Below are 13,208 nucleotides of genomic sequence, written 5' to 3'. Positions count from 1 at the left end.
TGCCGCCGGGGCGCGGGGGGCGGCGTCGCCTGGGAGGTCGCTGTCGGCCCTGTGGCCCTCGGCCCGCGCGCGGGCGCCGGCGGCTGCGGCCGGGGCGTCGGGTGCGCGTCGCGTGGCGGTGCGGCGTCGCGCCGTGGCGTCGCGGGGCGCTCGTCGATGCGCCGCGGCGATGGCGCGCGCCGTTCGCGCTCGCCAGGCGGGGCCGCACCTGGACCGCGTTCGCCGGCGCGGGTCGCGCGTGGGCGCGGGGCGGCGCCCGGCGTCGGGCGCGATGGGCTGTGCTTGGCGGGGCCAGCCGGTGACGAGGGTGTCGCGGCGCGCCGGTCGCGCGCCAGCGTCGCGTTCTTGCGCGGCGGGCGCTCGTTCCGGTCACCCGCGCGCCGGTCGCGCGGCACCCGCTCACGACCCTCGGGCGCCGCGCGATCGCTCGGCTGTCCGTGCGCCGCTGCGCGCTTGCGGGGTGGCGGGTCGCGCCGCGCGTCGCGGTCCGTGCCCGCTTTCGGGCCCGACGCAGCGCGCCGCGGCGCGGTGGCCGCGCGCACCGGCGCGCGGCGCTCGTCGCGCGCCGCCGTGCGGCCCTTCTTCAACGTCAGCTTCGGGCGATCGCTCATCGCCCGCATTGGATCACGCGCGCCGCGTCAGGGCGTGCGCGGCGCGAGGCCGAACAGCTCGGCGATCGCCTCGCGGTACAGCGGCTGCCCGACCGCGTTGGTGTTGTGATGCGAGCCGCCTTCGACGAGCAGCCAGCGCTTGGGTTCGGGCGCGCGCTCGTAGAGGGCCCGGCCCAGCTCGGGTCGGATCCAGCGGTCGGCGCTGCCGTGCACGACGAGCACCGGCGCGCGCAGCTTGGCGATGCGCGCGGCGGCGTCGAAACGCTGCGTGATCAGCGGCCCGACCGGCAGCCAGCCCCACTCGAAGGTGCGCACGACGTCGGGGATCGACGTGAACGTGCCCTCGACGATCAGCCCGGCGGCGTCGTCGACCTCGCTGGCCAGGTGCACGGCGATCGCGCCGCCGAGCGAGTGCCCGAACACGTAGCGCCGCGCCTGCGGGTGCTGCTGCGCGAGCCAGCGCCACGCGGCGAGCGCGTCCTCGTAAGCCATCGTCTCCGACGGCAGCATGTCGGTGCTGCGGCCGAAGCCGCGGTAGTCGATGCCGAGCACCGCGAAGCCGAGCTCGTGCATGCGGCGCATGCGGTGTGCGCTGCTGCGCACGTCCCAGCGCGCGCCGTGCAGGTACAGCAGCACCGGCGCGTCGGCGGCGTCGGCCTGCGGCAGCCACAGTCCGTGCAGCGTGACCGGCGCGTCGGCCTCGCGCGAGTGGAAGTCGATCCACACGTCGTGCATGCCCTCGGCGGCCCACGCGGCGCCGGACCACGAGGTCTTGCTCGGCTGGAACACCCACTCGCGCTGCTTGTGGTCGAGCGTCGCGCAGCCGGCGAGCAGCGACGCGCCGAGCAGCAGCGCGAGGCCGCCGCGGATCCAGCCGCGCGCCGGCCGCCGCTGGCGCAGCGGCTTCGCCGGCAATGGGGCGTGGGAGCCGTGATCCATGCGCCGATTCTGCGTATCGGCCGTGGCCGACGCACGCGCAAGGTCGTTGCGCGCGGCGTATGGACGCGGGCGTCGCCGCTCAGCGCCGGCGGTTTCTGCCCGACACCGCGCCCACCAAGCCGAGAGCCACGAGTGCCAGCGTTCCGGGTTCGGGAACTTCGGTGACGGTGACCGTGATGGTGGGGTTGTCGCCACCGAGCCGGTCGTCGTCAATGCCGTCGAAGCACCGAGGGTCTGTGTCTGTGTCGACGCAGAAGGGAAGGGGGATCACGTCCGTGAACCCCGACGACGGCAGGAAAGTCGGCGCCGGAATCGCGAACGGCCCCGATGGTGGCTTGCCGCGGTATCCGCCCTGCACGATCAATGCGTACTTCTGCGCCGGGACGCGAAAGCCGGAGCACGTCTGCTGCCCGGTGAACGGATCGATCGCGGTGCAATTCTGCTCCAGCGGAATGCTGAACACGTCGTTCGCGTGCCAGTAGGGGTCGTAGAGGAAGCTGGCGTTGGCCAGGTTCCAACTCGCGGTCGCGAGCGGGAAGTACGCTTCCGCGACGGTCGCGCCGAAGACCTTCGCCTGGGCGAAGCCGCCGACGTCGAGCCCGAACGTGGTGTCAAAGCCGATCGGCATCTCGAGCCTGACGCCGGGGATGAAGTTCAGCAGGAAGTCGGTCGTGTTCGCGGGGGCCGTCAGGCCGGCGAACGAGTACCGAAGGGGGCCGCTGGTCACGCCGTACCAGTTGAGCGTCTCGGTGCCGTTGTAGAGGCTGTCGGTGTCGGCCCACCACCAGAACCCGTACTCGGCCACCGGCGACCAAGACACGGACTGCGTGATGTGCCCCTGCACCGTCGCGCCGAGCGAGGCCTCCATGAAGATCGGGAACGGGTTGACGAAGTTGAACGCGACGCCGTACTTCGTCGTGTAGTCGGTGTCGCTCGCGTTGCCGTCTTTCAGGGCGCCGCCCAAGGCCGTCAGTCCCGAGGCAGTGGCGTCGGCCGAGGTGCTCAGGATGTTCTGGCTGCCGCTGAAGGGGCCGATGTCCCACTTCAGGTCGGCGCTCAACGAGATGCCGGAGGTCGCCTTCACGGATCCTGTCCAGAAGGGCGAGTACCCGAACGTCAGGGCGTCGGCGCTGGTGAACACGGTGCCCTGCGACACCGAGGGCAGCGTGAACGTGGTTCCACCACCGACGCCGACGTCGACCGGCCCGGGGCTGAACCCGGCCTTGGCCTCGATTCCGAGTGCGCCGAAGGGAAACGGCCCGGCAGTCACGGATGTGGACGGTAGGCCGATCGTGGTCGAGTCGAACGTCGTCACGCCGATCGTGGCGGCCCCCGCCGTCGTCGCCAGCGCGACGCCCGACAGCAGGGCAGCCGCCGCTGCGCAGGGCCCGACGCGCCGTTGGTGGGGGCGCTGGAAGCCGTGCAGCGATTGCGCAGCGACGGGGGCGGGGACGAGATCGCCTGACAGCGTCGATAACGACAGGGCCCCAGAAAGCGGGCGCGGCGGCGCGCTGTGCGCAAGGTCCGCAAGCAAGAGATCGGAAGCCATGCCGGGTTCTCCTCATGTGCCGCGACGCACTGGATGCGCCTGATGGATCTGCGGTGCGGCGCACGGTGCTCTGCCTGCATATCTCGTTCCGCCAACGGGAAAGCGCCGGCGAATCAGGAGGTTACCAACGACGGCCAGCTTCCCGACAGACCAGATCGTCAAGGAATCCGACACTTGAGCGTGGCGCTGCGCCGACGAAAGACGATTCGTTGTTGCGCGGAGCATTCGTCGCGCGCCGTCGGCAGGTCTGCGCGGAATGGCCCCGCGTCCTCAGCGTCCGCGCAGGAACAGCGCGTCGAGGTCCTTCAGCGTCAGCTGGCGCCAGGTCGGGCGGCCGTGGTTGCACTGGTCGGCGCGCTCGGTGGCTTCCATGTCGCGCAGCAGCGCGTTCATCTCGTCGAGCGTCAGCCGGCGGTTCGCGCGCACGGCGCCGTGGCAGGCCATCGTCGCGAGCAGGTCGTCGCGCGCGCGCTGCACGACGCGGCTGGCGCCGACCTGCGCGAGGTCGGCGAGCACGCGGCGCGTCAGCTCCGCGACGTCGGCGTCGGGCAGCGCCGCCGGGCGGCTGCGCACCGCGAGCGTCGAGGCCGAAAGCGGCGCGACGTCGAGGCCGAGCGCGGCGAGCGTCGCCGCCTCGGCCTCGGCGGTGGCGACCTCGGCCGGCGTCGCCGCGAACACGACGGGAATCAGCAGCGGCTGTGCCGGCAGCGGTGCGTCGGGGCCGCCGGCCGCTGCGGCGGCCTTCAGCCGCTCGTAGACGATGCGCTCGTGTGCCGCGTGCATGTCGACGACGACGAGGCCGTGCGCGTTCTCGGCGAGCACGTAGACGCCGCCGATCTGGGCGATCGCGCGGCCCAGCGGCCAGTCGCCGGGCTCGGACGCGGGCGGCGGCGCGGGTCGCGCACCGGGCGGCGTCGGGCCGACCGCCTCGGGGGCCACCGCGCGCCACGCGTCCCACGCGGGCGGCGCGCTCTCGCGTGCGGTCCACGACGTGGGCAGCCCGAGCGTGGGCTGCCAGTGCGTCGGCGCGGCGGGCGCCACGGCGGTGGCAGGCGCCGGCGCGGGCGCAGCCACGGCGCTCGCGCGCGACGGCGCCAGCGCGTCGGCCACGGCACGGCGTACGGCCTCGTGCACTGCGCGCGCGTCGCGGAAGCGCACCTCGATCTTCGTCGGGTGCACGTTGGCATCGACGAGGTCGGGGGCGATGGCGACGAACAGCACGTACGCCGGCTGGCGGCTGCCGTGCAGCTGGTCGTCGTAGGCGCTGCGCAGCGCGTGCGCGATCAGGCGGTCGCGCACGAAGCGGCCGTTGACGAACACGTACTGCCAGTCGGCGCGGCTGCGTGCGGCTTCTGGCAGGCCGACACGGCCGGCCAGTTGCAGCGGGCCGGCGTCGCGCGCGAACTCGCGGCTGGCGGCGACGAATTCGTCGCCGAGCACGTCGGCCACGCGCTGCGCGGTGCTCGCGGCGCGCCACTGCGCGGCCAGCCGCCCGTCTTGCCAGACGGCGAACGCGACGTCGGGGCGCGCGAGCGCGTGGCGGCGCACCGCGTCGAGCGCGTGCGCGAACTCGGTGACCGGCGTCTTCAAGAACTTGCGCCGCGCCGGCGTCGCGAAGAACAGCTCGCGCACCTCCACCGTCGTACCCACCGCGCGCGCGGCCGGCGCGAGTTCGCCGCTGCGCGCGTCGAGGCGGTGCGCGTGCGCGGCTTCGCCGTCGCGGCTGGTGATGACGAGCTCGGCCACCGACGCGATCGCGGCGAGCGCCTCGCCGCGAAAGCCCATCGTCGCGACGCGCTCGAGCTCGGCGAGGCTGGCGATCTTGCTCGTCGCGTGGCGCCTGACGGCCAGCGGCAGCTCGGCCGCCGGGATGCCGGCGCCGTCGTCTTCGACGACGATGGCGCGCACGCCGCCTTCGACGAGCCGCACCGTGACGTTGCGTGCACCGGCGTCGAGCGCGTTGTCGACGAGCTCGCGCACCACCGACGCCGGCCGCTCGATCACCTCGCCGGCGGCGATCTGGCTGACCAGCTCGTCGGGCAGCTCGCGGATCGGGCGGCGGGCGGGCTGCGGCGCGTTCATCGGCTCATTCATTCTAGGCGCGGCCCCGATAATGGCCCGATGGACGTCGCCCCGCTGCTGCTGGACTTCGTGCTGCACGTCGACCGCCACCTCGGCGCCTTCGTGCACGACCACGGCGCGTGGGTCTATGCGCTGCTGTTCGCGATCGTCTTCGTCGAGACCGGGTTCGTCGTGATGCCCTTCCTGCCCGGCGACTCGCTGCTGTTCGTCGCCGGCACGCTGGCCGGCGCCGGCGCGATGTCGTGGCCGCTGGCCGCCGGCGTGCTGCTGGCCGCGGCCATCGCCGGCGACCAAGTCAACTACACGGCGGGCCGCGCGCTGGGGCCGAGGGTGTTCGGCTGGGCGCACTCGCGCTGGTTCGACCGGCGTGCGTTCGACGCCGCGCACGGCTTCTACGAGCGCCACGGCGGCATCACCGTGGTGCTCGCGCGCTTCATGCCCTTCGTGCGCACGTTCGCGCCGTTCGTCGCCGGCGTCGCCGCGATGCGGCGCACCCGCTTCACGATCTACAACGTCGCCGGCGCGCTGCTGTGGGTGCTCGGGCTGACCGCCGCGGGCTACGCATTCGGCCAGCACCCGTTCGTGCAACAGCACCTGGGCCCGCTCATCTGGGCGCTGATCCTGGTGCCGGGCCTGATCGCGGTGGCCGGCGGCTGGAAGGCGCGGCGCGTCGCGCGCGACACCGGCACGGCCGCGCGCTGAGCGCGGTCACAGCGAGCGGTTGCGCGCCAGCGGCGGGTTCTTCGCGAAGTAGCGCACGATGCCGGTGGCCACCGCCTCGACGATCTGGCGCTGGTAGCGCGCGTCGCGCAGCTTGCGCTCCTCGTCGGGATTCGAGATGAACGCCGTCTCGACGAGGATGCTCGGGATGTCGGGTGCCTTGAGCACCGCGAAGCCCGCCTGCTCGACGCGCGGCTTGTGCAGGTCGCCGACGCGCTCCATCTGGCCGAGCACCTCGCGACCGACGCGCAGGCTGTCCTTGATCTGCGCCGTCGTGCTCATGTCGAGCAGCGTGCGCATGACCTGCGCGTCGGCGGCGCGCACGTTGATGCCGCCGACCAGGTCCGACGCGTTCTCGCGCTGCGCCATCCAGCGCGCGGCCGCGCTCGTCGCGCCGTTGGTGCTCAGCGCGTAGACGCTCGCGCCGCGCGCCTCGGGGCGCATGAAGGCGTCGGCGTGCACCGAGACGAACAGGTCGGCCTGCACGCGGCGCGCCTTGCGCACCCGCTCGTGCAGCGGCACGAAGTAATCGGCGTCGCGCGTGAGCATTGCGCGCATGCCCGGCTGGCGGTTGAGCCGGTCGCGCAGTTGCAGCGCGATCGCGAGCACGACGTCCTTCTCGCGCAGCCCGGTGGGGCCGATCGCACCGGGGTCCTCGCCGCCGTGGCCGGGGTCGATCGCGACGACGATCAGGCGGTCGATCCTCTTTTGTACGTCGGCCGAGGGGTGCGGCGGCGCGGGTGTCTGCACCGGCGCCGACGCGACGGCGGCCGGCGCGTCGGCGCGCGGCGCGGGCGCGGCGGCAGCGCCCGGTGCGCGGGGGCGGTCGAGGCGGCCGATGAACTCGCCGAGCGCGTCCTGCACCGATTGACGCGCGGCCTGCTCGGCGCGCTCCTTGTCGCGGATCAGCGCGAGCAGCGGGTCGGGCTCGACGGTGGGATGCAGGTCGACGACGAAGCGGTGCCGGTACGCGGCCACCGGCTCGAGCGCGAACGACTGCGGACGCACCGGCTGCTTCAGGTCGATGACCAGCCGCACGACGCGCGGCTGGTACTGGCCCACGCGCACGCCGGCGATGAACGGGTCGTCGGCGCTGACCTTGCCGACGAGCTCGCGCAGCGCCCCGTCGAGCTCGAGGTCGTCGATGTCGATCACGAGCCGGTCGGGGGCGCTGAGGTGCTGCGTCGTCGCGCTCAGCGCGCCGTCGGCCTCGAGTGTGATGCGCGTGTACTCGTCGGCCGGCCACACGCGCGCCGCGACGATCGTGCGCGCGTGCGCCGCGCCGGTGGCCGCGAACGCGAGCACGAGCGCCCCGGCGCCTTGCAGCACGCGGCGGCGCGGCAGCGTCATGCGGCGAGCGCGGCGAGCAGGGCGCGGCCGCGGGGGCTGAGGGCGTGCACAGTCACGCGGCGTCGATCGCCGTCGAGCACCGCGAGTTCCATGCGCAGGTCGCACGGCGGCAGCAGCCCGGCGGCCTGCTCGGGCCACTCGACGAGCTTGAGCCCCGGCGCGGCGAACACGTCGCGCAGCCCGGCGTCGACCCACTCGCGCGGGTCGGCGAAGCGGTAGAAGTCGAAGTGCGACACCGCCAGACCGCCGACCTCGTACGGCTCCATCAGCGCGTAGGTCGGGCTCTTGATGCGCCCCGTGACGCCGAGCGCGCGCAGCAGGTGGCGCACGAACGTCGTCTTGCCGGCGCCGAGTGCGCCGTGCAGCTCGATCGTCGCGTCGCGCAGCTCGGGCGCCGCGGCGAGCGCGGCGGCGGTGGCGGCGCAGGCCGCCTCGTCGGGCCAGTCGAGGGTGCGCGTTTCTAGAATCGGCCGATGGGGCAGGGTCATGGCGTCGACGGGCCTGCGCTGCTCGCGCAGCTGCGGACCTGGGCGCGGGCGCTGGGATTCTCACAGATCGGGGTCGCGGGCATCGACCTCGCCGACACCGAGCCGGGGCTGCAGGCGTGGCTGGCCGCGGGCTTCCACGGCGAGATGGCCTACATGGCGCGCCATGGCCTCACGCGCGCAAGGCCCGCGGCGCTGGTGCCGGGCACGGTGTCGGTGATCACGGCGCGCATGGACTACCTGCCGCGAACGCGCGACGGCGGTACCGGGAGCGCCGGCGACGACTGGCAGGCGGTCGAGTCGCAGCGTCTGCAGCGCCCGCTCGACGCGACGGTGTCGCTGTATGCGCGCGGCCGCGACTACCACAAGGTGCTGCGCACGCGGCTGCAGCGGCTGGCCGACCGGCTCGCCGAGGCCGTCGGTCCGTTCGGGCACCGCGTGTTCACCGACTCGGCGCCGGTGCTCGAGGTCGAGCTCGCGGTGCGCAGTGGCCTGGGCTGGCGCGGCAAGCACACGCTGGCGCTGGCGCGCGACGCTGGCTCGATGTTCTTCCTCGGCGAGATCTACGTCGACCTCGCGTTGCCCGCGACGCCGGCCGTCGAGGGGCACTGCGGCACCTGCACCGCGTGCCTCGACGCGTGCCCGACGCGCGCGATCGTCGCGCCGTACCGGCTCGATGCGCGGCGCTGCATCTCGTACCTGACGATCGAGCACGCGGGGCCGATCCCGCCCGAGCTGCGGCCGCTGATCGGCAACCGCATCTACGGCTGCGACGACTGCCAGCTCGCGTGCCCGTGGAACAAGTACGCGCGGCGCAGCACGCTCGCCGACTTCGACGTGCGCGACGACGTCGCGGCGCCGACGCTGCTGACGCTGTGGGCCTGGGACGAGGCGCGCTTCCTGCGCGCGACCGAGGGCAGCGCGATCCGGCGCATCGGCTTCGAGCGCTGGCAGCGCAACGTCGCCGTCGCGCTGGGCAACGCGCTGCGCGCCGGCACCGACGCCGCCGACGCGGTGCGCGCCGCGCTCTCCGCGCGACGCGATGCCGCGACACCGCTCGTGCGCGAGCACGTCGAGTGGGCGCTCGCGCAGCGCCCCGCGGCCGCAGCGCCTACAGCGGCTGCATCCAGCGCAGCGCGCTGAGCGCCAACGGGATGCTCGCCATGCCGAGCAGCGTCGACAGCGTCACGAGCCCGGCGACGTAGCTCGCATGCCCGCCGAGCCGTGCCGCGAGCACGTAGGCGCTCGACGCGGTGGGCAGCGCGGCGAACACGACCACCGCGAGCTGCTGCAGCGGCGGCAGGTCCACCGCCCATGCGACGATCGCCAGCGCCAGCGCCGGCAGCACCGCGTGCCGGATCGCGAGCAGCGCGGCGGCGAGCTTCGGCGCGTCGCGCAAGGCGCCCACGCGCAGCCCCGCGCCGACGGCCATCAGCCCGAGCGGCAACGCGGCCGCGCCGATGCGGTGCAGCGTCGTGCCGACGACTTCGGGCAGCTTCAGCCCCATCAGGTTGCCGGCCAGCCCGGCCACCGTGGCCAGGATCAGCGGGTTGCGCGCGAGCTCGCGCAGATAGCCGTGCCCGCCGTGGCGCGCCAGCGGCCACACCGCGGCGACGTTGCACAGCGGCACGCACACCGATACCAGCACCGCGATCGCCGCCACCGCGGGCGCGCCGCCCAGCCGCTCGGCGAGCGCCAGCGCGACGTACGAGTTGAAGCGAAACGCCGTCTGCGCGCCGGCCGCGTGCGCGCGCGCGTCGACGCCGGGCCACGCGCGCAGCGCGTAGGCGAGCACGATGCCGGCGCCGACCACCGCGAGCCCGCTGCCCGACAGTGCGGCCATCGACGTGGGCTGCAGCGGGTTGCGCACGATGGCGCCGAACAGCAGCACCGGAAACAGCAGGTAATACACGAGCCGCTCGGCGGCCTCCCACACCGGGCGGTCGAGCACGGTGTAGCGGCAGATCAGGAAGCCGCACGCGATCAGCACGAAGTCGGGCAGCAGCAGCCAGGCCAAGTCCACGCCCGGCAGTGTGCCAGCCGCCGCCGCGGACGCCCGCGGGGCGCGCGCTGCGGCTGGCCGGGGCGTCTTAGGGTCATCGCTAGGCCGCGCGCGCGAACCGGCGGTGCGGGGCGCAGTCACAATCGGCGTTCACCGTGCCAGACGGCGCGTCGACCTGGCCTCGATTCCGGAGATCCCCCGCATGTCCAAGCGACAGACCCTGAAGACCCTGGCGGCCCTGAGCCTCGTGGCGGCCGCTTCGCTCGCCACCTCGCCCGCGTGGGCGCAGGCCTACCCGACCAAGCCGGTGCGGCTGATCGTGCCGTTCGCACCCGGCGGCACGACCGACATCATCGCGCGCATCGTCGCCGACAAGCTCGGCGCGACGCTGGGCCAGCAGGTGCTCGTCGAGAATAAGGCCGGCGGCGGCGGCGTGATCGGCGCGATGGAGATGGTCAAGGCTGCGCCCGACGGCCACGTGCTCGGCATGGCCACCGTGTCGACGACGGCGGCCAACCCGGCGATCAACCCGAAGATCTCGTACGACCCGCTGACCGACATGGTCGCGATCATCAACATCGCCGCGACGCCCAACGTCATCGCGGTGCACCCGTCGTTCCCGGCGAAGGACTACAAGACCTTCCTCGAGGTGCTGAAGAAGAACCCGGGCAAGTACAGCTACGCGAGCTCGGGCACCGGCGGCATCGGGCACCTGCAGACCGAGCTGTTCAAGAGCCTGACCGGCACCTTCATGACGCACATCCCGTACCGCGGCGCCGGCCCGGCGCTGCAGGACACGGTGGCGGGGCAGGTGCCGATCATCTTCGACAACGTGCCGTCGGCGCTGCCGTTCATCCGCGACGGGCGGCTCGTGCCGATCGTCGTCGCCGCGCCGCAGCGGCTGGCGGCGATGCCCAACGTGCCGACGTTCAAGGAAGTCGGCCTGGAGCCGGTCAACCGCATGGCGTACTACGGCATCCTCGCACCCAAGGGCACGCCGCGCGCCGTCGTCGACCGCGTCAACGCCGCCGTCAGGACGGTGCTGCAGGACGCCGACGTGCGCAAGCGCATCGAGGACACCGGCTCGATCATCATCGGCAACACGCCCGAGCAGTTCGCCGAGCAGATCAGGGCCGAGCTGGCGGTGTACAAGGAAGTCGTCGCCAAGCAGAAGCTCACGCTCGAGTGACGCCGAGCGGCGCGTGACACCCGGCCACCTGCGGGTGGCCTTTTTCATGGCCCCGAAGCCTCCCGCACCGCCCCCCGACCTGCCCGCGGCCAGCCAGGCCGCGATCGATGCGTTCCTCGACGCCGTGTGGCTCGAGGACGGCCTGGCCGCACAGACGCTGGCCGCGTACCGGCGCGACCTCGCGCTGTACGCGCGCTGGCTCGCGCAGCAGCCCGGCGCGCGCGCGCTCGACGACACGCGCGAGAGCGACCTGTTCGCCTACATGGCCGCGCGCCACGCGCAGTCCCGCGCCACCACGGCCAACCGGCGCCTGACGGTGTTCAAGCGCTACTTCCGCTGGGCGCTGCGCGAGCGGCGCATCGCCGTCGACCCGACGCTCAAGCTGCTCGCCGCCAGGCAGCCGCTGCGCGTGCCGAAGACGCTGTCGGAAGCGCAGGTCGAGGCGCTGCTCGCCGCGCCCGACGTCGGGCAGCCGCTGGGCCTGCGCGACCGGGCGATGCTCGAGCTGATGTACGCCAGCGGCCTGCGCGTCAGCGAGCTGGTGACGATCCGCACCGTGCAGGTCACGCTCGCCGAAGGCGTGCTGCGCGTGACCGGCAAGGGCGCGAAGGAGCGGCTGGTGCCGTTCGGCGACGAGGCGCTGCGCTGGCTGCAGCGCTACCTCGCCGACGCGCGCGCCGCGATCCTCGGCGGGCAGGCGAGCGATGCGCTGTTCGTCACCGCGCGCGGCGGCCCGATGACGCGGCAGATGTTCTGGCAGCTGGTCAAGAAGTACGCACGGCAGGCCGGCATCACGGCGCCGCTGTCGCCGCACACGCTGCGCCACGCGTTCGCGACGCACCTGCTCAACCACGGCGCCGACCTGCGCGCGGTGCAGATGCTGCTCGGCCACGCCGACATCGGCACGACGACGATCTACACCCACGTCGCGCGCGAGCGGCTGCGCCAGCTACACGCGCAGCACCATCCGCGGGGGTGAAGGTCTGCTGGGGCGCGTCTGTGGGTTGGGTGTCCTTCGGGGAGTGACCGCAATCGACCGAGAAGCGACGTCCCGAGCCCCGACCTCGCATCCGAAAAGCCGCAGGACGGAACCGCGCTGGGCTACCCGATGAGAAGGTTCGACAGGCGCCACTTGGCTGTGGCGGAACCGTTCCTTCCGCCATCTTGCGCCTAGGGATGGTCTGAAGAACTGGTCGAGAACCTGCGATGAGCCAGCATTCGACCTCCGCTCGTGTTGATTCGCTCGTGATCAGCGGGTCGAGCCGGGTATCTCGACAACGCAGATCGATCCGAGTTGCGCGTCCGGCTCGGTTTCGGGCCTTGCGGACGCACTCATCCCGCGACTCCCTGCAATTTGCGCCGGGCCATCCACAGGTTCGACAGCATGAACAGCGTCGTGACCTGCGCGGCGTTCTTGGCCAAGCCGCGGTACCTCGTCTTCGTGTAGCCGAACTGCCGCTTGAGCACGCGGAACGGGTGCTCGACCTTGGCTCTGACGCTGGCCTTCAAGCGCTCGATGCCATCGGTCAGCGCATCGATCGGGTCGTTCATGTCCAGCGCACGCCGATGCCCCGGCGTCATCGCGATCGACCACTTCACGCGCTTGCGCCGGCTCCACTTGGCGATGCCGCGGTAGCCCGAGTCGGCGAACACATGCCGCTCCGCGCCGTGCAGCAGCCGGTCGACGGCGTGCAGATCATGCACGTTGGCCGCGGTGCACAGCTCGTGATGGACCAGGCCGGAGTCCGCGTCGACGGCGATGTGCGCCTTCATCCCGAAGTACCAGTTGTTGCCCTTCTTGGTCTGGTGCATCTCGGGGTCACGGGTCCCCGTGCTGTTCTTGGTCGAACTGGGCGCATGGATCAAGGTGGCATCCACGACCGAGCCGGTCTTGAGCAGCAGACCTTGAGCAGTCAACATGGCGTTGACGGCAGCAAACATCTGCGCGGCCAAGCCGTGCTTCTCGAGCAGGTGGCGGAACCGCAGGATCGTGCTCTCGTCGGGCAGGCGCACCGGGCCATCGGGCAGGAGCGCGAACTCGCGGTACAGCGGAACGTCGAACAGCGCCTCTTCCATCGCCGGGTCCGACAGACCGAACCATTGCTGCAGGAAGTGGATGCGCAGCATGGTCTCGATGGCAAACGGCGGGCGGCCGGTCTTCGCTCGTGGGCTGTGCGGCTCGATCAGGCTCCATGTCGTTTCGTGTGGAACGCGACGCCGTCATTTCGGCATCGCCGGCACGAATGGGCTGGCCGGCAGGTGCCTGAGCTTGGACAGGCGC

Annotated in this window: 10 protein-coding genes and 1 pseudogene; 4 read left to right on the top strand and 7 right to left on the bottom strand. The window is 72.8% G+C overall.

The window, feature by feature from the left end; all coding sequences use genetic code 11:
- Positions 1-638: 638 nt before the first annotated feature.
- The 3 genes from DRV96_RS14760 to mutL form a co-directional block, all read right to left on the bottom strand.
- A complete protein-coding gene (locus tag DRV96_RS14760) occupies positions 639-1,550 on the bottom strand; it encodes an alpha/beta hydrolase (RefSeq protein WP_119292479.1) in 912 nt (303 codons plus the stop codon).
- A 79-nt stretch (positions 1,551-1,629) separates the two neighbouring features.
- A complete protein-coding gene (locus tag DRV96_RS14755; RefSeq protein WP_119292477.1) occupies positions 1,630-3,099 on the bottom strand; it encodes a PEP-CTERM sorting domain-containing protein in 1,470 nt (489 codons plus the stop codon).
- A 270-nt stretch (positions 3,100-3,369) separates the two neighbouring features.
- A complete protein-coding gene (mutL, locus tag DRV96_RS14750; RefSeq protein ID WP_119292474.1) occupies positions 3,370-5,181 on the bottom strand; it encodes a DNA mismatch repair endonuclease MutL in 1,812 nt (603 codons plus the stop codon).
- Positions 5,182-5,220: 39 nt separating this feature from the next.
- On the opposite strand from mutL, the gene DRV96_RS14745 reads away from it, so the two are divergent.
- Positions 5,221-5,883, top strand: a complete 663-nt coding sequence (locus tag DRV96_RS14745; RefSeq protein ID WP_119292472.1) for a DedA family protein — start codon at positions 5,221-5,223, stop codon at positions 5,881-5,883.
- 6 nt (positions 5,884-5,889) lie between these two features.
- Here the strand turns inward: DRV96_RS14745 and DRV96_RS14740 are convergent, their stop codons facing one another.
- Together DRV96_RS14740 and tsaE are read right to left on the bottom strand one after the other, a co-directional pair.
- Complete coding sequence (locus DRV96_RS14740; RefSeq protein ID WP_119292470.1) at positions 5,890-7,251, bottom strand: N-acetylmuramoyl-L-alanine amidase; 1,362 nt, start codon at positions 7,249-7,251, stop codon at positions 5,890-5,892.
- Positions 7,248-7,739 carry a tRNA (adenosine(37)-N6)-threonylcarbamoyltransferase complex ATPase subunit type 1 TsaE gene (tsaE, locus tag DRV96_RS14735; protein WP_119292468.1) on the bottom strand — a complete coding sequence of 164 codons (492 nt, stop codon included), beginning with the start codon at positions 7,737-7,739 and terminating at the stop codon, positions 7,248-7,250. Before tsaE ends, DRV96_RS14740 begins: the two co-directional genes overlap by 4 nt.
- On the opposite strand from tsaE, the gene queG reads away from it, so the two are divergent.
- Positions 7,725-8,879, top strand: coding sequence for a tRNA epoxyqueuosine(34) reductase QueG (gene queG / locus DRV96_RS14730; RefSeq protein ID WP_119292466.1), 1,155 nt, complete (start codon positions 7,725-7,727; stop codon positions 8,877-8,879). The two genes, tsaE and queG, sit on opposite strands and share 15 nt — an antisense overlap.
- Here queG and DRV96_RS14725 read toward each other — a convergent pair.
- Complete coding sequence (locus DRV96_RS14725; protein WP_419187057.1) at positions 8,848-9,759, bottom strand: AEC family transporter; 912 nt, start codon at positions 9,757-9,759, stop codon at positions 8,848-8,850. The genes queG and DRV96_RS14725 overlap by 32 nt on opposite strands.
- A gap of 181 nt (positions 9,760-9,940) precedes the next feature.
- On the opposite strand from DRV96_RS14725, the gene DRV96_RS14720 reads away from it, so the two are divergent.
- The gene (locus DRV96_RS14720; protein WP_119292464.1) at positions 9,941-10,927 is read left to right on the top strand and encodes a tripartite tricarboxylate transporter substrate binding protein BugE; all 987 of its coding nucleotides are present in this window, start codon (positions 9,941-9,943) and stop codon (positions 10,925-10,927) included.
- Positions 10,928-10,973: 46 nt separating this feature from the next.
- Positions 10,974-11,906, top strand: coding sequence for a site-specific tyrosine recombinase XerD (gene xerD, locus DRV96_RS14715; RefSeq protein ID WP_119292462.1), 933 nt, complete (start codon positions 10,974-10,976; stop codon positions 11,904-11,906).
- Between the two features lie 353 nt (positions 11,907-12,259).
- Here the strand turns inward: xerD and DRV96_RS14710 are convergent.
- Positions 12,260-13,144 (bottom strand): annotated as a pseudogene (locus DRV96_RS14710) (IS5 family transposase); the annotation flags it as partial.
- Positions 13,145-13,208: the final 64 nt, after the last annotated feature.

This window comes from Azohydromonas sediminis (assembly GCF_003574675.1).
GTDB classification, from domain to species: Bacteria; Pseudomonadota; Gammaproteobacteria; order Burkholderiales; family Burkholderiaceae_C; genus Calidifontimicrobium; species Calidifontimicrobium sediminis.
Note: the sequence above shows the minus strand (reverse complement) of the source record. Positions and strands in the feature narration are given on the sequence as shown.